The sequence below is a fragment of the Streptomyces sp. NPDC059582 genome, from assembly GCF_042735715.1.
GTDB lineage: Bacteria > Actinomycetota > Actinomycetes > Streptomycetales > Streptomycetaceae > Streptomyces.
Map to the genome: position 1 here is coordinate 1 of NZ_JBHWCC010000047.1, position 18785 is coordinate 18785.

Annotated in this window: 16 protein-coding genes and 1 pseudogene; 10 read left to right on the plus strand and 7 right to left on the minus strand. The window is 70.6% G+C overall.

Going from position 1 to position 18785, the window contains the following annotated elements:
- The 4 genes from ACFV0T_RS31575 to ACFV0T_RS31590 form a co-directional block, all read left to right on the plus strand.
- On the plus strand, window positions 1-214 hold a 214-nt coding region (locus ACFV0T_RS31575), incomplete at its 5' end, for an ATP-binding protein (protein WP_385786554.1).
- The gene (locus ACFV0T_RS31580; protein ID WP_385786556.1) at window positions 211-894 is read left to right on the plus strand and encodes a response regulator; all 684 of its coding nucleotides are present in this window, start codon (window positions 211-213) and stop codon (window positions 892-894) included. The genes ACFV0T_RS31575 and ACFV0T_RS31580, both read left to right, overlap by 4 nt.
- A 217-nt stretch (window positions 895-1111) precedes the next feature.
- Window positions 1112-1510: an OB-fold nucleic acid binding domain-containing protein gene (locus ACFV0T_RS31585; protein ID WP_385786559.1), complete on the plus strand. Its 399-nt coding sequence runs from the start codon at window positions 1112-1114 to the stop codon at window positions 1508-1510.
- A gap of 3 nt (window positions 1511-1513) precedes the next feature.
- Window positions 1514-2269 (plus strand): DUF3159 domain-containing protein, encoded by a 756-nt coding sequence (locus ACFV0T_RS31590; protein WP_385786562.1) that lies wholly within the window; start codon window positions 1514-1516, stop codon window positions 2267-2269.
- A gap of 188 nt (window positions 2270-2457) precedes the next feature.
- Here ACFV0T_RS31590 and ACFV0T_RS31595 read toward each other — a convergent pair whose 3' ends face one another.
- Window positions 2458-3135, minus strand: coding sequence for a potassium channel family protein (locus ACFV0T_RS31595; RefSeq protein ID WP_385786565.1), 678 nt, complete (start codon window positions 3133-3135; stop codon window positions 2458-2460).
- A complete protein-coding gene (locus ACFV0T_RS31600) occupies window positions 3135-3803 on the minus strand; it encodes a potassium channel family protein (RefSeq protein WP_385786568.1) in 669 nt (222 codons plus the stop codon). The genes ACFV0T_RS31595 and ACFV0T_RS31600 overlap by 1 nt, the downstream gene beginning before the upstream one ends.
- A 431-nt stretch (window positions 3804-4234) precedes the next feature.
- Between ACFV0T_RS31600 and ACFV0T_RS31605 the strand changes: the two genes are divergently transcribed.
- The 4 genes from ACFV0T_RS31605 to ACFV0T_RS31620 all read left to right on the plus strand — a co-directional run bounded on the left by ACFV0T_RS31605 (window position 4235) and on the right by ACFV0T_RS31620 (window position 14100).
- Window positions 4235-6298: an APC family permease gene (locus ACFV0T_RS31605; protein WP_385786571.1), complete on the plus strand. Its 2064-nt coding sequence runs from the start codon at window positions 4235-4237 to the stop codon at window positions 6296-6298.
- A 101-nt stretch (window positions 6299-6399) separates the two neighbouring features.
- The gene (locus ACFV0T_RS31610) at window positions 6400-7728 is read left to right on the plus strand and encodes a class I SAM-dependent RNA methyltransferase (protein WP_385786573.1); all 1329 of its coding nucleotides are present in this window, start codon (window positions 6400-6402) and stop codon (window positions 7726-7728) included.
- A 1427-nt stretch (window positions 7729-9155) separates the two neighbouring features.
- A complete protein-coding gene (locus tag ACFV0T_RS31615) occupies window positions 9156-13283 on the plus strand; it encodes a carboxypeptidase regulatory-like domain-containing protein (protein WP_385786575.1) in 4128 nt (1375 codons plus the stop codon).
- Window positions 13284-13767: 484 nt separating this feature from the next.
- Entirely contained in the window at window positions 13768-14100 is a 333-nt protein-coding gene (locus ACFV0T_RS31620; RefSeq protein ID WP_385786718.1) for a DUF2399 domain-containing protein, read from the plus strand.
- 41 nt (window positions 14101-14141) lie between these two features.
- Here ACFV0T_RS31620 and ACFV0T_RS31625 read toward each other — a convergent pair whose 3' ends face one another.
- Together ACFV0T_RS31625 and ACFV0T_RS31630 are read right to left on the minus strand one after the other, a co-directional pair.
- Window positions 14142-14414, minus strand: a complete 273-nt coding sequence (locus ACFV0T_RS31625; protein ID WP_385786578.1) for a hypothetical protein — start codon at window positions 14412-14414, stop codon at window positions 14142-14144.
- Between the two features lie 179 nt (window positions 14415-14593).
- Window positions 14594-15172 carry a DUF5994 family protein gene (locus ACFV0T_RS31630; protein ID WP_385786581.1) on the minus strand — a complete coding sequence of 193 codons (579 nt, stop codon included), beginning with the start codon at window positions 15170-15172 and terminating at the stop codon, window positions 14594-14596.
- Window positions 15173-15446: 274 nt separating this feature from the next.
- Between ACFV0T_RS31630 and ACFV0T_RS31635 the strand changes: the two genes are divergently transcribed.
- Complete coding sequence (locus ACFV0T_RS31635; RefSeq protein WP_385786584.1) at window positions 15447-15941, plus strand: DUF5994 family protein; 495 nt, start codon at window positions 15447-15449, stop codon at window positions 15939-15941.
- A gap of 158 nt (window positions 15942-16099) precedes the next feature.
- Here the strand turns inward: ACFV0T_RS31635 and ACFV0T_RS31640 are convergent.
- Window positions 16100-16189: pseudogene (locus ACFV0T_RS31640) on the minus strand (DNA mismatch repair protein MutT); the annotation flags it as partial.
- Window positions 16190-16469: 280 nt separating this feature from the next.
- Between ACFV0T_RS31640 and ACFV0T_RS31645 the strand changes: the two are divergent.
- A complete protein-coding gene (locus ACFV0T_RS31645; protein ID WP_385786586.1) occupies window positions 16470-16655 on the plus strand; it encodes a hypothetical protein in 186 nt (61 codons plus the stop codon).
- A 264-nt stretch (window positions 16656-16919) separates the two neighbouring features.
- On the opposite strand, the gene ACFV0T_RS31650 is transcribed toward ACFV0T_RS31645, so the two are convergent.
- Window positions 16920-18050 (minus strand): phosphatidylinositol-specific phospholipase C1-like protein, encoded by a 1131-nt coding sequence (locus ACFV0T_RS31650; protein WP_385786588.1) that lies wholly within the window; start codon window positions 18048-18050, stop codon window positions 16920-16922.
- Window positions 18051-18293: 243 nt separating this feature from the next.
- Window positions 18294-18686, minus strand: coding sequence for a hypothetical protein (locus tag ACFV0T_RS31655; RefSeq protein ID WP_385786590.1), 393 nt, complete (start codon window positions 18684-18686; stop codon window positions 18294-18296).
- Between the last annotated feature and the right edge of the window lie 99 nt (window positions 18687-18785).

An 18785-nucleotide genomic window follows, 5' to 3' on the forward strand; every position in this document is an offset into this window, starting at 1 on the left:
CTTCGAACCGTTCCAGCGTTACGGTGACGCTCCGCGCGGGGCCGGTGTCGGCCTCGGCCTCGCGGTCGCACGCGGCTTCGCCGAGGCGATGGGCGCCACCCTCGACGCCGAGGACACGCCCGGCGGCGGCCTCACCATGGTTCTCAGCCTGCGCGCGGCAGGATCGCGCCCTGAGCTTCTCCACCCCGCACAACCGCAAAGGCAGGTCCTATGACCCGGGTGCTCGTGATCGACGACGAGCCGCAGATCGTGCGCGCCCTCGTGATCAACCTCAAGGCCCGTAAGTACGAGGTCGACGCGGCCCACGACGGGGCCTCCGCGCTCCAGCTCGCCGCGGCCCGTCACCCGGACGTCGTCGTCCTCGACCTGGGCCTGCCCGACATGGACGGCGTCGAGGTGATCAGAGGGCTGCGCGGCTGGACCCGGGTGCCGATCCTGGTGCTGTCCGCGCGGCACTCCTCCGACGAGAAGGTCGAGGCGCTCGACGCGGGCGCCGACGACTACGTCACCAAGCCCTTCGGCATGGACGAGCTGCTGGCCCGGCTGCGGGCCGCCGTCCGCCGGGCCGAGCCCACCGGGGCCGGCGAGGACGAGGTGCTGGTGGAGACGGAGGGGTTCACCGTCGACCTGGCCGCGAAGAAGGTCAACCGGGACGGCAGGGACGTACGCCTGACGCCCACGGAGTGGCATCTGCTGGAGGTGCTGGTGCGCAACACCGGCCGGCTGGTCAGCCAGAAGCAGCTGCTCCAGGAGGTGTGGGGCCCCTCCTACGGGACCGAGACGAACTACCTGCGGGTGTACATGGCCCAGCTGCGCCGGAAACTGGAGACGGACCCCTCGCACCCGAAGCACTTCATCACCGAGCCCGGAATGGGATACCGGTTCGAGAAGTGAGCGGTGGGCGGGCGGTCTGACGCAGGGGCGGGCGGGCGGCCCGACCGAGTGCGGGACCGGGAACCGGCCGAGCGGCCCGACCGAGTGCGGGACCGGGAACCGGCCGAGCGGTGAGGCGGCAGCCCGAGCGGCCCTGGCGCGGCCCCGGTGCCGCCCCCGGTTCGAGCGCCCGCACCATGGGTACGTTGCCGACAGTGCACCCCGGTACGCTTCAGACATGAGTGCTGTTCCTCGTTCCGAAAAGCCGGTGGGCCGGTTCCGGCGCATGCTCGACCGGCTCTCCTCGTCGCAGGAGGACCTGGAGTCCGAGGAGCTGCGTGAGGACGCCGAGACCGCCGGCTGCGTGCGGATCGGTGACTGCCACGACCGACAGATCGTGACGGTTACTGGTACCTTGCGCACGGTCACCCTGCGGCCGCGCGCGGGAGTCCCGGCCCTGGAGGCCGAGCTCTTCGACGGCTCCGCCGCGCTGGACGTGGTGTGGCTCGGCAGGCGCTCCATCGTGGGCATAGAACCGGGGCGCAAACTGCTCGCGTCCGGCCGGATCTCGATGAGCCGGGGCCGCCGGGTGCTGTTCAATCCCAAGTACGAACTGAGACCCCTCGGACGGGAGTAGCCGGTGACGTCGCTCGACAAGCCGACCCAGGACACCCAGCAGGACGACGCCCGGGCGGTGACGGAGGCCGCGCTCTTCGAGGCGTTCGGCGGGGTGCGGGGCATGGTCGAGACGGTGCTGCCCGGCCTGCTCTTCGTCACCATCTTCACGATCAACAAGGACCTGCACTGGTCGGCGATCGCCGCACTGGCCGTCTCGCTCGTCCTGGTCGTGGTCCGGCTCGTCATGAAGGACACCGTCAAGCACGCCTTCAGCGGTGTCTTCGGCGTCGCCTTCGGTGTCGTGTTCGCGATGATGACGGGCAACGCCAAGGACTTCTACCTGCCCGGCATGCTCTACACGCTGGGACTGGCCCTGGCGTACATCATCAGCACGCTGTGCGGCGTGCCGTTGATCGGCCTGATCCTCGGCCCGGTCTTCAAGGAGAACCTCTCCTGGCGCACCCGTAACCCGGGCCGCAAGAAGGCGTACGCCAAGGCCAGCTGGGCCTGGGGCCTGATCCTGCTCGCCAAGTGCGCGATCCTCTTCCCGCTGTACTGGTGGGCCGACACCGCCCAGCTCGGCTGGGTCCTGATCGCGCTGAAGATCCCGCCGTTCCTGCTCGCGGTCTGGATCACCTGGCTCGTCCTCGCGAAGGCGCCCGCGCCGATCGACGTCTTCGCCGAGATGGAGGCCGAGGAGAAGGCCGAGGAGGAGCGGAAGGCCGCCCTGGCCGCGGAGGAGCACGACGAGACGACGGGCGGACGCCACCGCCGGTAGGCGCCGGAAGGCATCGGCGCCGGCCGGCACGCGACCGGCGTGCGCGCGACCGCTGGGCGCCGACAGGTACGCGGCCGTCGGGCACCGACAGGTACGCGGCCGCCCGGCACCACAAGCACGCGAAGGGGGCGCCCGGGAATCTCCGGGCGCCCCCTCGTCGTACCCCTAGGGGCCAGGGGTCAGGGCGACTAGCTCGAGGTGTCCTCGCGGCGCACCGACAGCAGGTCCTCCAGCTGCTCCTCACGGGCCTGCGCGGCCACGAACAGCAGTTCGTCTCCCGCCTCCAGGGAGTCCTCCTGGGACGGGGTGAGGACGCGGGTACCGCGGATGATGGTGACCAGGGAGGTGTCCTCGGGCCACTCCACATCGCCGACCTGAGTGCCGGCCAGGGCCGACTCCTCCGGCAGGGTCAGCTCGACGAGGTTGGCGTCGCCGTGGCTGAAGCGCAGCAGCCTGACCAGATCGCCGACGCTCACCGCCTCCTCGACCAGGGCCGACATCAGACGCGGGGTGGAGACGGCCACGTCCACGCCCCACGACTCGTTGAAGAGCCACTCGTTCTTCGGGTTGTTGACCCGGGCGACGACGCGCGGAACGCCGTACTCCGTCTTGGCCAGGAGCGAGACGACCAGGTTGACCTTGTCGTCACCCGTCGCGGCGATCACGACGTTGCAGCGCTGGAGCGCCGCCTCGTCCAGGGACGTGATCTCGCAGGCGTCGGCGAGCAGCCACTCCGCCTGCGGGACGCGCTCGACCGAGATGGCGGTCGGCGCCTTGTCGATGAGCAGGACCTCGTGACCGTTCTCCAGCAGCTCGCCCGCGATCGAACGGCCGACCGCACCGGCACCGGCAATGGCGACCCTCATCAGTGCCCGCCCTCCTTCGGGCCCTCGGCGAACGCCGCCTCGACCTTCTCGACGTCGTCGGTGCGCATCATCACGTGCACCAGGTCGCCCTCTTGCAGCACGGTCAGCGAGGTGGGCAGCATCGCCTCGCCGAGCCGGGTCAGGAACGCCACACGGACGCCCGTCTCCTCCTGGAGCTCACTGATCCGGTGGCCCACCCAGGCGCTGGAGGCGTGCACCTCGGCGAGCTGCACACCGCCGGTGGGATCGCGCCAGAGCGGCTCGGCGCCGGACGGCAGCAGACGGCGCAGCATCTGGTCGGCCGTCCAGCGGACGGTGGCGACCGTCGGGATGCCCAGACGCTGGTAGACCTCGGCACGACGGGGGTCGTAGATGCGGGCCGCGACGTTCTCGATGCCGAACATCTCACGGGCCACGCGGGCCGCGATGATGTTCGAGTTGTCGCCGCTGGACACGGCTGCGAAGGCGCCGGCCTCCTCGATGCCGGCTTCGCGCAGGGTGTCCTGGTCGAAGCCGACGCCGGTGACCCTACGGCCGCCGAAAGAGGAGCCCAGTCGTCGGAAGGCGGTGGGGTCCTGGTCGATCACGGCGACCGTATGCCCCTGTTGCTCCAAGGTCTGCGCGAGAGCGGAGCCCACTCTGCCGCAGCCCATGATGACGATGTGCACGACCGTCCTTCCGAGGTGGTCAAGGTTTGTTGACTTGGCCTGAACAGGGTCTCAGACCGCCGCCCAAGCTACACACGCGCGGTGTGCGCTGGGCACCCCCGTGCACGATCACCGGAGTCTGGGGCGCGCGAAGCAGGGCGACGGCGGTCGGCGGCGGGCGGCGGGCGGCGCGGGTCAGCGACGCGTGATGCTGCGCACGCTGCGCAGGGTCAGGATTCCGAGGCCGACAAGGGTCACGGCGGCGCCGATCAGCTCTGCGGTCATGGACATGGAACCTCCGAGGGCGGCGACGGCGGGGGTGCAGACATCTAGGCACGGTGGCCGCGCCACCTGCGGAATCCGTTGCCCACAGCGGCCCCGATTTCACTCGTGAGGCAGAACTGGGGTGGCAGGTGGGCGAGCTTCTGTTCGAAGGCCTACGATGCTCTGTTGTGTCCAAACTGACCGACGTGCCCAAACGGATTCTGATCGGGCGCGCCTTGCGCAGTGATCGGCTCGGAGAAACGCTCCTGCCGAAGCGCATCGCCCTCCCCGTCTTCGCCTCCGACCCGCTGTCCTCCGTCGCGTACGCGCCCGGAGAGGTACTGCTGGTCCTGTCCATCGCGGGCGTGTCGGCGTACCACTTCAGCCCCTGGATCGCCGTCGCGGTCGTGGTGCTGATGTTCACCGTGGTCGCCTCCTACCGGCAGAACGTCCACGCCTACCCGAGCGGCGGCGGCGACTACGAGGTGGCGACCACCAACCTGGGGCCCCGGGCGGGCCTCACGGTCGCCAGCGCGCTGCTCGTGGACTACGTCCTCACCGTCGCCGTGTCGATCGCCTCCGGCATCGAGAACCTCGGCTCCGCCATCCCCTTCGTCGTCGAGCACAAGGTGTCCTGCGCGGTCGCCGTGATCGTGCTGCTGACCCTGATGAACCTGCGTGGCGTGAAGGAGTCGGGCAAGCTCTTCGCGATCCCGACCTACGTCTTCGTCGGCGGCGTCTTCATCATGATCGCCTGGGGCGCGTTCCGCGGTCTCGTCCTCGACGACACCATGCGGGCGCCCACGGCGGCGTACCACATCAAGGCCGAGCACCAGGGCCTCGCCGGCTTCGCGCTCGTCTTCCTCATGCTGCGCGCCTTCTCCTCCGGCTGTGCCGCGCTCACCGGCGTCGAGGCGATCTCCAACGGCGTCCCCGCCTTCCGCAAGCCCAAGTCGAAGAACGCGGCGACCACGCTGGCGATGATGGGTCTGCTCGCGGTCACCATGTTCTGCGGCATCATCGGGCTGGCCATGACGACCAAGGTCCGCATGGCCGAGAACCCGGCCGCCGACCTCCTGCACAACGGCACCCCCGTCGGCTCCGGCTACGTCCAGAACCCGGTGATCTCCCAGGTCGCCGAGGCCGTGTTCGGCAAGGACAGCTTCCTGTTCGTCGTGCTGGCCGCGGCGACCGCCCTGGTCCTGTTCCTGGCCGCGAACACCGCGTACAACGGCTTCCCGCTGCTCGGCTCGATCCTCGCCCAGGACCGCTACCTCCCGCGCCAGCTGCACACTCGCGGCGACCGCCTGACCTTCTCCAACGGCATCGTGCTGCTGGCCGGCGCGGCGACCCTCCTGGTCGTGATCTACGGCGCCGACTCCACCCGGCTGATCCAGCTCTACATCGTCGGTGTGTTCGTGTCCTTCACGCTCAGCCAGACCGGCATGGTCCGGCACTGGAACCGGCACCTGGCCACCGAGCGGGACCCCGCCAAGCGCCGCCACATGGTCCGCTCGCGCGCCATCAACACCTTCGGCGCCTTCTTCACCGGCCTGGTCCTGGTCGTGGTCCTGGTCACCAAGTTCACGCACGGTGCCTGGGTCGCGCTGCTCGGCATGTGCATCTTCTACGTGACGATGACGGCGATCCGCCGCCACTACGACCGGGTCGCCGAGGAGATCGCGGCTCCCGAGGGCCCGAACGACGACAGCGTACGGCCGTCCCGGGTGCACTCGGTCGTCCTGATCTCCAAGATCCACCGGCCCACGCTGCGCGCCCTGGCGTACGCCAAGCTGATGCGCTCGGACACCCTGGAGGCGCTCACCGTCAACGTCGACCCGGCGGAGACGAGGGCCCTGCGGGAGGAGTGGGAGCGGCGCGGCATAGACGTGCCTCTGAAGGTGCTCGACTCGCCGTACCGCGAGATCACGCGGCCGATAATCGAGTACGTCAAGGGCCTGCGCAAGGAGTCCCCACGCGACGTGGTCTCCGTGATCATCCCCGAGTACGTGGTCGGCCACTGGTACGAGCACCTGCTGCACAACCAGAGCGCGCTCCGGCTCAAGGGCCGCCTGCTGTTCACGCCGGGCGTGATGGTGACCTCGGTGCCGTACCAGCTGGAGTCCTCCGAGGCGGCGCGCAACCGGGCCCGCAAGCGGCAGGAGTGGAGCGCTCCGGGCGCGGTGCGACGCGGTCCGGCGCAGGAGCGGCCGAAGGAGTCGTCCAAGGAGTCGTCGACCGCCAAGAAGTAATACCGCCCGTCGTCATGTGGTGAACGGCCGGACGACACCCACGTAGACTGGTGGGCTGTTGTCCGGCCGTACCTCTCTCGATGTTGTGGAGTCACCCCGCCATGCAGGCAGAACCGAAGAAATCGCTGGTGGGGGAGGAGTACGAGGTCGAGATCGGCCCCGTCGCCCATGGCGGTCACTGCATCGCCCGCACGGACGCCGGCCAGGTGCTGTTCGTCCGGCACGCGCTGCCCGGCGAGCGGGTCGTGGCCCGGGTGACCGAGGGCGAGGAGGGGGCCCGCTTCCTGCGCGCGGACGCGGTGGAGGTGCTGGAGGCCGCCAAGGACCGGGTCGAGGCACCCTGTCCCTACGCCGGCCCCGGCCGCTGCGGCGGCTGCGACTGGCAGCACGCCAAGCCCGGCGCCCAGCGCCGCCTCAAGGGCGAGGTCATCGCCGAGCAGCTCCAGCGGCTCGCGGGCCTCACGCCCGAGGAGGCCGGCTGGGACGGCACGGTGATGCCCGCCGAGGGCGACAAGCTGCCCGCCGGCCAGGTGCCGCAGTGGCGCACGCGCGTGCAGTACGCGGTGGACGCCGACGGCAACGCCGGACTGCGCCGCCACCGCTCGCACGAGGTCGAGCCGATCGAGCACTGCATGATCGCGGCGCCGGGCGTCGACGAACTGGGCATCGAGGAGCGCGACTGGGCCGGCATGGCCTCCGTCGAGGCGATCGCCGCGACGGGCTCCCAGGACCGCATGGTGATCCTGGAGCCCCGCCCCGGCGCCCGGCTGCCCCTCGTCGAGCTCGACAAGCCCGTCTCCGTCATGCGTGTCGAGGAGAAGGACGGCGGCATCCACCGCGTCCACGGCCGCGCGTTCGTCCGCGAGCGCGCCGACGGCCGCACCTACCGCGTCGGCAGCGGCGGCTTCTGGCAGGTCCACCCGATGGCCGCCGACACCCTGGTCAAGGCCGTCATGCAGGGCCTGCTGCCGCGCAAGGGCGAGATGGCGCTCGACCTGTACTGCGGCGTCGGCCTCTTCGCCGGCGCCCTCGCCGACCGCCTCGGCGACCAGGGCGCGGTGCTGGGCATCGAGTCCGGCAAGCGCGCGGTCGAGGACGCCCGCCACAACCTCGCCGCCTTCGACCGCGTCCGCATCGAACAGGGCAAGGTCGAATCCGTCCTCCCGCGCACCGGCATCACGGAGGTCGACCTCATCGTCCTCGACCCGCCGCGCGCGGGCGCCGGCAAGAAGACGGTCGAACACCTGTCGTCCCTGGGCGCGCGCCGCATCGCGTACGTGGCCTGCGACCCGGCGGCACTGGCGCGCGACCTCGGGTACTTCCGCGACGGCGGGTACAAGGTGCGGACGCTGCGGGCGTTCGATCTCTTTCCGATGACGCATCACGTGGAGTGCGTGGCGATCCTGGAGCCGGCCACGAAGGGGCTCTGACCCGCGGGTCTGTCGGGGGAGAGGCTTGTCGGGCTGCATCTCCGCCTGTTTCCGCACAGCAATCATGTGGATGGCGCCAGGGCCTTCGACTACTCCCTCGGGGACTGACTGACCTGCTGCTTCCCGGGACGACGGGTGAGGCGCACAGCGGTGGGCCGTGTTGGTGACAGGGCGTCTCCCAGGAGGCCGTGACGCTTGCTCGACGCCCGTTCTGATGGACCATCAGGCCACTGTCCGGACGGGGCCGGCAGGCCATCGTGTCGGCGCTCGAGACGCAAGCGGGCCGGCAGCGCATGCGCTGCCGGCAACTGGCCGCGGCCCTGGGCCTTCAGGCGTTCCGGCGAGGGTCGGAGGGCTGCGGTCGACGGCGAAACGCCTGGTGGAGTGGGGGGCACAGTAGGTGCGGCCGGGGGTGTTCACCGCACTCGCGAGACCGGCCGGCTGAAAGCGGCTGGGCGGCGTCAGGCCAGGCGGCCGTTCATGAGCATGGTCATCGACCACAGCACCATGGCCTCGTGCATGGCGGCAGCGTCTCGTAGTAACGCACCAGGCGGCGCGAGCGCATCAGCCGGCTCGTCGGGCCGGCCGCCCGGCGAGGTGTTCGTCGTAGGGACGAGTCCTGTTCCGCGCGTCCGCCCGCCGAACCGCGCATGACGGCTTCCCGGTCATACAGCACTCCAGTGACCACTGCGTGAGTGGTCTGGCCGGCCGTTCTGAGTGGATGCGGTCGTGGCAGGTGTCGCAGGACACGACGGTTTTGCATCCTCGGTGGAGCATGACGCGCGCCCAGTCGGAGGGATGCCATCCGACATGTGCGAGGTCGGCGTCCGCGGCCGGCGGAACTGGCGGGGTGAGTGTCGTGGGCCCGCGGCCATCCCACCCCCTGGGGACGGCAGGGCGATACCCCTGCCCACCACCGAACCGCTCCCCACGCCCGCGGGCTCAGGGGCGGATGCCGGCAGGGTCCGGACACCGGTGGACCATCCACAAGGCGCTCAACGGGCGCTGACGCACGCCGCCCGCACCGACGACACCCATACCCGGCGTGGAGATCCCCTTGGGGCAGGCTCAGCAGCGGACACAAGCACGCGCGCACCTGCTCCCCCCGACCGGCATCGTCGGCCGACATCGGCCGGCACACCCCTTGAACCCCCACACCTGGGACGCCGGGGCCACTGCCGTTCCGAACGGCGGGAAAGCCGAGTCTGTCGGGCAGACGCCATGTCACCTTTGCGACAGCCACCGGGGGTTCCGACTGATGCGGGTGCGGCAATTGAATACGCCAGCGGTCTTGATCGGCCCGCGATCGGGCGAGGACGCCGTCATCCCCCGACCACCTCCGCTCCAGGAGAAACTCCTTGCGTACAGCCCGTCTCAGACAGAGCGGTGGACGTGCGGGGCGAGCCGCCGCCGCAGTCGCCGGCCTCATGTCGGCAGCGCTCGCCGTCGTCGGACTCCAACTGCCCACCGCAGCAACGGCGGTTGCCGCGCCCTCCGCCAAGGCCGCGGCCACAGCCGTCCGGCAGTGCGGTGACCCCGAACCCGGGCAGTTCGCCTGCATGGCGATGCGCCGCACCGACGTGGCCGCTCGCAGGGGTGTGCAGCCGCTCTCCGCCACCCCGGCCGGCTTCGGCGCCGCCGATCTGCAGAGCGCCTACGCGCTGCCCGCCGACGGCGGCGCCGGCCAGACCGTCGCGATCGTGGACGCCTTCGACGCCCCGACCGTCGAGGCCGACCTGGCGGTCTACCGCCAGCAGTACGGTCTGCCCGCGTGCACCACGGCCAATGGCTGCTTCACCAAGGTCGACCAGCGCGGCGGCACGAACTACCCGACCGCCGACCCGGGATGGGCCGGCGAGATATCCCTCGACGTGGACATGGTGTCCGCCGCCGCCCCCAACGCCCACATACTGCTCATCGAGGCGGACAGCCCCGGCTTCGCCGACCTCGGTGCCGCGGTCGACCAGGCGGTCGCGCTCGGCGCGAAGTACGTCTCCAACTCCTACGGCACCTTCTACGACAGCACGCCGGGCAGCGGCGAGGACCCGTCGGAACTCACCGCCATGGACCCCTACTACAACCACCCCGGCGTGGCGGTCGTCGCGTCCTCCGGTGACAGCAGTTACGGCGTCTCCTATCCGGCGGCCTCTCAGTACGTCACTTCCGTCGGCGGTACCGCGCTGACCAGGAACTCCGGTACCAGTCGCGGCTGGAGCGAGTCGGTGTGGCACGGCCCCAGCGGCGGCGGCCCCGGTTCCGGCTGCTCGCTCTACGAGCCCAAGCCCGCGTTCCAGACCGACACCGCGTGCGCGAACCGCACCGTCGCCGACGTCTCCGCGGTCGCCGACCCGGCGACCGGCGTCTCGGTCTACCAGACCTACGGCGGCAACGGCTGGTCGGTGTTCGGCGGAACGAGCGCATCCGCCCCGCTCATCGCCGGCGCCTACGCGGACGCCGGCACCCCGGCCGCGGGAACGTACCCCAACGCCTACCCGTACGCCCAGGCCGGCTCGCTCAACGACGTGACCACCGGCAGCAACGGCACCTGCGCCCCGACGCTGTTGTGCACCGCGGGCCCCGGCTACGACGGACCCACCGGGCTCGGCACCCCCCGCGGTATCAACGCCTTCCGCACCGGCCCGCACGGCGTGATCAGCGGCACGGTCACCGACCGTGCCACCGGCAGCCCGATCGCCGGAGTGACCGTCAAGGCGGGTGACAACACCGCCATCTCGAACGCGTCCGGCGCGTACCGGCTGGACATCCCGGCCGGCACCTACGACATGACCGCGAGCGTGTACGGCTACGCCACCGGCCGTGTCGGCAGCGTCGTCCTGGCCGACGGCGGGACCGTCGCCGAGTCCTTCAGCCTCGACGCCCTGCCCACACAGAAGATCTCCGGCAAGGTCACGGACGGCTCCGGCCACGGCTGGCCGCTCTACGCGAAGATCACCGCCGACCGTGTGCCCGGCGGACCGGTCTTCACCGACCCCGCCACCGGCGCCTACTCCCTGCGGCTCCCGCAGGGTGCCTCGTACACCCTGCACGTCACCGCCAACTACCCCGGCTACCGGGCGGTCGACAAGACCGTTCAGGTCGCGACCGCCGACAAGAAGCTGAACATCGCCGTACCCGTGGACTCGGACGCCGCCCGGGCCCCGGGCTACGCCGTGCACCTGCACGGGCCGACCGAGGCCTTCGACTCCACCACCGGGCCCACCGACGGCTGGAGCGTGGCCAACGCCGACGGCACCGACGGCGGCTGGGCCTTCGACAACCCGGGCAGCCGCGACAACCGCACCGGAGGCAGCGGCGGCTTCGCGATCGTGGACAGCGACTTCAGCGGCATCCAGGTGCAGAACTCCTCGCTGGTCTCGCCGTCGCACGATCTCACCTCGGCGACCACCCCCATCCTGGCCTTCGACACCGACTACGCCGGCTGGGCGGGCAACACGGCGGACGTGGACGTCTCGTCCGACGGCGGCACCACCTGGACAACGCTGTGGGAGAAGAGCTCGCTCTGGGTACCCGGTCCGGCTCACATCGAACTGCCGCTCGACGCCTATGCGGGCAAGAGCGACGTCCGGGTGCGCTTCCACTACACCACCAGTGACTGGGGGATGTGGTGGCAGCTCGACGACGTCTTCCTCGGGCAGCGCACCTACGACCCGGTGCCCGGCGCACTCCTCGTCGGCCACGTGACGGACGCCAACACCCGCGCGGGCGTCAACGGCGCCACCGTCACCAGCACCGACGCACCAGCACCCGGAGACCACACCACCAGCACGGCCACGCCCGACGACCCGCAGGTCGGTGACGGCTTCTACTGGATGTTCTCGCACCTGACGGGCAATCACCCGGTAGCCGCCGTGCTGTCCCGCTACACCACGGCCACCGCCACCGTGAACATCACCCCGGATGCCACTGTCAAGCACGACCTCCCGCTCAAGGCCGGCCGGCTCAAACTGACGCCGGCGTCCATCGCCAAGAACGTGGCCTGGGGCAAGAGCGCCGGCCAGACCGTGACCGTCACCAACGACGGCACCGCGCCGGCCACCCTCGACCTCACCGAGAAGACCGGAGGATTCACCGTACAGCGGGCAGCCGCGTCGCGGCAGCAGGCGGGCGCCCCCCTGCACCTGGTCAAGGGCTCCTACTCGCCCCTGCGGCTCACCTCGTCCGCAGCCGCATCCAGGTCCGGCCAGACCCACGCGACGGATCGCGCCATGGGCACCCCGGGCACCGCCTGGCAGCCCGTCGCCGACCTGCCCACGGCCACCGGCGACAACGCGGTCGACACCTACCAGGGCACCGTCTACTCCGCGTTCGGCTCCACCGGAGGCCACGGCACCAAGGACCTGTACGCGTACAACGGCAGCTGGACCAAGCTCGCCGCCGCCGCCGACCCCCGCGACGCCCCGGTCCACGGCGTCATCGACGGCAAGATCTACGCGGCGGGTGGCTGGGGCTCCGCCGGCAGCCCGGACGGCAAGCTGGAGATCTACGACATCGCCACCAACACCTGGAGCACGGGCGCCGGCATGCCCAAGCCGTACGCCGGCGCGGGCAGCGCGGTACTCGACGGCAAGCTGTACTCCGTCGGCGGCTGCTTCACCATCGGCTGCGGTTCCACGGACGTCTCCGTCTACGACCCGGACACCGACACCTGGTCGATGGCGGCCCCCTACCCGCAGCCCGTGTCCTGGGAGTCCTGCGGCGCCATCGCGGACAAGCTCTACTGCTCCGGCGGCGAGGCCCAGCACGTGACCACCAAGCACGCCTACGTGTACGACCCCGCCACCGACACCTGGTCGCCGGTGGCGGACCAGCCGACCGACGCCTGGGGCGCGTCCTACGCCTCGGCCAACGGCCTGCTGCTGATCCGGGGCGGCTCGGTCGGCAACGGCACCGCGCTGACCAACCAGGTCTGGGCCTACGAGCCGAACGAGAACACCTGGACCGCCCTGCCCAACGCCAACACCTCCGTTTACCGCGGCGGCGGCGCCCTGGGCTTCTACGCGATCGGCGGTCTCACCGGCCAGGGCACTCCGGTCAAGACCTCCGAGGTCCTGCCCGGCTACGACCAGGAGCAAGCCGCCGACGTCACCTGGCTGACCGAGACCGCGAACAAGGTCACCGTCCAGCCGGGAGCCTCCACAACGGTCACGATCACGCTCGACGCCTCCGTGCCCGAGATCACCCAGCCCGGTACCTACACCGCCTCGCTGATCCCGCGCAGCGACACCCCCTACCGGCTCGACCCGGTCGGCGTCGCACTGACCGTGAAACCGCCCGCCACCTGGGGCAAGATCGCCGGCACGGTGACGGCGACCGGCGGCACCCCGATCGCCGGCGCGACCGTGCAGGTCTCCACCTGGGCCACGCACTACACGCTCAAGACCGCCGCGGACGGCAGCTACGCACTGTGGCTGGACGCCCGCAACAACCCGCTCCAGGTCATCGCGGCCAAGGACGGCTACCAGCCGCTCGCGGTCACGGTGAAGATCAAGAAGGGAGCTACGACGGTTCACGACTTCACCCTGCTGACGAGCTGACCCCGTCGGCGCTCCGGCATACACCCGAGACGTCCCCGCCGCCGGTGCCCTCCGGCGGCGGGGACGTCTCCTTCGCCGCCGGAACACATCCGAGCGCGGTCCGCGGGGCGGTCGCCGGCTCCGCGCGCCGACGTCTGGTGACCGGGCAACCCCTGACCGGTTCCGTGTCCCTGGCCGATCCCACTCCGGCCCAGCGGGCGGCGGTCGAACGACTTCTCGCCCGAGCCCCCGGTGGCGGCAGGTCTCTGACCGTACGACTGGACGCGGTCGACCCGGGCACCCCAGTCCACCGGCGGAGGGACTGGCGCGGTGAGCTCGTCGAGGGGGGCGTGCGCCCGCTCCCAAGTCCCTCCTCCTCGTGCTGGGCCTGGGCGAGCGGGGTGACGGGGCCGATGAACGCTTCGACGGCGACGGCGAGGCCATCAGGGCCGGCGCCCGAGCGGCGCAGTACGCCTGGGCCGATGCCTCGCGCGACGCCTGGGCCGTGCCCCATGAAGCTGCGAGAACCCGACCGTTCTCGCCGCGGCCGCGGCCGCCGACGCCCCGGGCCCACGGCGACGTCGACTGGGGCGGGCTCCGAATCGTCGGCGTTCTTCACCGTCGCGTTCCGTGGCGGCCCTGGCGCCATACGGCTGCGGACTGCCGTGCCGCCGTGTCCCGCTGCGCCTTCCCTCCGCCGTCACCGCTCAGGATCGTGACGCGGCCCGGCTGGGCGAGGGTGGTGGCAGTTCGTCCACCAGACCGAGGAGTTCGCCCGCATCTGACGTCCTGGCTCGTGCAGGAGTCGGTCCGCAGGCGCCATCCACGCGCGGCCTGACGGGAGCGGAAGAACAGGTTGGCATCACCCAAGGGAGGAATTCAGCCTTGCTCTTCCTCTTCGGCCTCCATGCGGCGGATTCCCTGGTGGGTGAGGGAGACCATCGCGGGCGTGTTGCCCGGTTCCCAGTCGACGGTGATCAGGCCCTCGCCGGCCAGGTACGTGCATGCGGCGGCCAGATCCTCTTCCGGGATGCGCAGGTCGTTCCGCAGCTTCCGCCCAGGGACTCCGAGGAGGCGGTTGCCTTCGGTCGCTTCGTACAGGGCGGTCAGGACCCGCTCGCGGTAGACCTGTCGCTCGCGGAGAGTCGCCATGACCGCGTCCTTTCGTGTCGTGGCTGTGGCCGGGTGGACGGGCGATGGCCGGGTAGGGGGCGCTGAACTGGTAGGCCGCGATGCGTGCGTCGTGCTGGGCGTTGAGCCGGTGTGTCAGGCGCATACCGAGCGCGAGCAGGAGGGCGCCCGAGGCGAGGGCGATCCAGCTCTCCATGTCGTCATCTCCGCATGCACCCCGGCAGGGGGATCATCCGTGCCCCGACGACCGGGTGCCGGAGGGACGGCAGGGCGGCTCCACCGTCGGTCTCCCAGGCGTCCTCGCTGCTTCGCGCGTCCCGCATGCGGCGGCCGGTCGCGGCTTCGTCGGACATCAGCACACCGGCGGTGAGTACGCTGCCGGGGACGGCGGCGGCAGCCATGAGCCGGGCGGCTGCGGCGGGTTCGGTGTCGGGCGGAACCACCAGCAGGTCGCAGCGGCCGGCGGTGTAGGAGAGCAGGATCACCTTGTCGGGATCCTGTTCGGTGAACCATCCGACATGCACGGTGTGCCCGGTGGCGGGAACCTTGTGCGGGACGACGGGCCAGTGGGTGGGGTTCACCATGACGCGTGTGATGCGTCCTAGGCGGCCATCCATCTCTTCGACCAGGGGCGGAAGCTCGGCTGCGAGGTCGCGCGAGTACGGCCACCAGGCGCCGTCCAGTAGACCGTTGAGGGAGGACTTCGGAGTAAGGGAAAAACGCGGCGGGAGGGGATGAACAAGCGCCTGTGCCACACCGCGATCGACGGTCGTGGTCATGATGCGGACCCGTCTCCGGGCCGCCCTGCAGGGCGGCCCAGTGTCTTGATCGCCGGAAACGACGTCCGCGTGGGAGCGGGTGTACGAGTTACTCCCGGTAACCTCAGTCTACTCCGGCCGGTGGTCGGACGAGTGCTTCCGGCCAGGCGATTTCCGACCCGTTGCCCGGTGATGCTCGCGGGCATGACCACAGGCAAGCGGAGTACCGTGAGGTCACGGCGGTATTTCGTCGGCCATGAGGTGTCGGCGGCCCCGCGCGGGCAGGCGGACCATCATGGCCGAATCCGATACTCCCATCCCGTACAAGCTTCTTCCGGACGAGATCCACCGATCCGTGGAACCTGGCATGGCGGTGCTCCGGCTGCAGACGAGGCAGTCCCGTGAAGGGCTCCTCGACGGCGCGTGGTGGCCCCGCTCCCGGGATGTCGCGACCGAACTGCCCGCCCTGATCCGGGCGCTCACCGTGCACCTCGGCCCCATCACGAGGGTCGGCCTCGACACCGCCGCCTGGGAGAAGATCCCGACTCGTGTGGTCGTCGACGGCGGTGTCGTGCACCTCGACTCGTTCCCCGTCGGCGACGACACCGTCCTCGTCACCCGCGGCGACAACGACCACTTCGCCCTGATGGTGGTGCCGCCGGACACGACGCCCGACGCGGCACGTGACGCCATGGCCCGTGCAGTCGACATCGGCAACGTCGCCCAGGCCGCCGAGATCCTTGTCGCCATGCTTCCCGAACCAGCTGGCGACATTAAGGGCCCAGCATGATCCAGACAGTGGACATCCGCGAGTGGCGGGTTGACCACGTTTGTGTCTGCGGGTTCCCGGCTGTCGCCGAAGCGCTCTGTCGCAGGTCAAGCGCCCTCGCTTCGCCTCGCTGTCGGTAGACCATGTGGCTCGGCGCACGAAGTTCCCGGGGATGGCGTGTCGTGGACGCCGACGGCGGCGCCCAGCAGGGTCAGGGACTCCAGGGCGGCCTTGAGGGCCTTCGGTCGGTCGTCGGTTGTCGGCTGCACCGGTCATCCGTCGTACTGGCCGGTAGTGACCGTCCGGTCGCCTCACTCGACAGGCAGGGGCACACCATCCAGGTGTGCGTCGAACTCATGCTCGCCGTGATGCTGTTCACCGGCGCCATCGAGGCCAGAAACTACGAACGCTGGGTAGTTCGGTGGGCGAGGGTCGTTTGCCGGGTTTCGTTCCGCCGGGCTCCATCGTCCTCGCCGTTCTCTTCGGTGCTCTCTCTTCCCCGGCACGAACTGGTGGCTCCTGGCCGTGGCCCCCGCCGTCGTGATGCCCATGGACGCCACCCCGGTCCTGATGTTCCTGAGAGACGAGCGGATTCCGTTGCGGGTACGTGCCGCGCTGACCATCGAGGGCGGATTCGACGACGGGCTGATCGTCACGGGACGAGGACCCGTTGGCGCAGGAGGCGATGCGTGCCGCCTGTTGGTGACCGGGTGCGACATGCCTCTTCAGAAGTGATCGGCTCGTTGGCCCGTTGGCGGCGTCGGGCTTCACGGGGTTGATCACTTTCGTGCGAGGAGCCGTGTGTCCGAAGGCGGGCGAAGCCGGGAAAGTCCAGGGTGGACCGGTCGGAGGCTCGGTGAGTGGTTGCTGGGTCTGCTGCTTGATCGGGCTCACGAGATGCCGCCGCAGTTGATCACCCCGCTCGTCGTGGACCGTGCGAAGGGGGCCGGACGCGTGGCGTCCGGCCCCCTTCGCGACGTTGTCGGTCGGCGCGTGACGTCAGCCCGCGACGGAGTGGCAGGACTTCGGGGCGATCACCGGGTTGCAGCGGGCGGGGCCGCCGCCCGGGAGCTGGGCGACGTAGTCGCTGCCGTAGCGGGCGGCGAGGCCGGGCACGGGGAAGTCGGTGCTGACGATCTGCGCGCCGCTGGCCAGGGCGGCCTTGAGCTGGGTCGTGTCACCGGACTTGGCGGCGCCGAAGGGTACGTCGCTGCGGGTGCGGACGAAGTAGCCCTTGCGGACCCAGTCCTGGATCTTCGCGGTGTTCGCGCCGGTCGGGTCGTTCTCCTCCAGGAAAGCGGCGTCCGGGCGGCCCGGGGCGGAGTCGGTGAACAGCACGCGGCCCTCCAGGCTCGGCCGCCCCGCGAGGTAAGGGGCCTGCAGCGTGGTGTCCTTGTTGTCCATCAGGAACATGACCTTGCCGCGCGAGCGGTCCAGGCTCGGCCAGCCGTGGCGCAGCACGGACTGCTCCAGGGTCAGGCCCGGGCGGCGGATCGTGTCGGGCGTGATCAGGTCCTCGGCGCCGAAGACGGAGCGGATCTCGGCGTCGAGCCGGTCGAACTGCCTGGCGTCCCACGGCGGGCTCTTGGGGCCGCCCTGCGCCTCCATCTTCGGGTCGGTCGACTTCAGCTCCAGCAGGATCGGGACCGGCACGTGGTCCGGGTTCGCGTCCGACCAGGTCTTCACCTGCCGCAGGCACTTCACCAGCGTCGAGCACGTGGTGTTGTAGTCGTGGTCGGCCCAGTGCATGACCTTCAAGCCGGGGCCCGCCAGGTCGGGGTCCGCGAGCGGCGGGAGTCCGGCCTGCTGCCGGATCAGCGGCTTGGTGTAGAGGCCGCCCTGGTCGCTGTCGGGCATCACGTCGAGCTCGAGCTGGCGCACCGGCTCCTGGCCGAGCTGCACAGGGAGGGACGGGTGCGAGTACCACAGGTTGTCGGGGTCGGACTCGCCCTGGATCTTCTTCTCCGCGAAGGACAGTTCGCGGTGGTAGCTGTTGTGCGTGCCCAACAGTTGGATCTGATTCATCCGGACAGGCGTGTGGTGGCTGTCGCTGGCTTCCGCGGCCGTGACGAGTGAGGTCACACCGAGGATGGCTGCCGCGCTGACGAGGGCGAGGTGACGGAGATGCATGGGCCGCACAGTCGCCGGTGATCGTTGTCATCAGGCGACACCGGGCCGACCTGACGGCGAATGCCTTCCCAACAGCCTTGCCGAGCCCGACGAGGGCACGCCGGCGCCCGGTTGGGTGGACGGGGCGTCACTACCGACCGGCGTGCTCGCGGCCCTGACGACGCGCGGCGCGGTGCCGCGGAGGTTCCCGGCGTCGGTGGCCGGACGCCGGCGCCGGGAACCCTCAGCCAGTTGTGCGAGGGCTCACCTGAGGGGTTCGAGGCAGAGGGTGAAGTCCCGGCCCGCGCCGCCCTGGGTGTAGCGCTGGTACTGACTGTCGCAGGTTCCGTCCGTGCCGGAGGCGCGGCTGGCGACCTTGAACTGGGCTTCGGGGGTGCCGCAGTCCACGATCTCGAACTCGGGATCGCCGACGGATATCACCGCGGTGGCCTCCGTGTTGGCGGCGTGCAGGCAATCACCCGCGTCGGCGGTCGCGGCGCCCCCGAACCAGGTCGTGTAACCGCCGTACACGACGACACCGGCCACGACGACGCCGACGACTCCCTTGAGGACGCCCTTGACGCTCAAGCGGCGGGCGGGGACCGGCGTGGCGGGCTGGTTGTACGGGTTCAGGCCGGGCGGCGGCGGAGTGGTCATCGGGGTCCCCCTGAGGTGTCGTGAGCAAGGTCAATCGGCCGCAGAAAATATCACCATTGACGTGACACTGGGCCCAGCCCGTGACTACCGGGGCCGCTG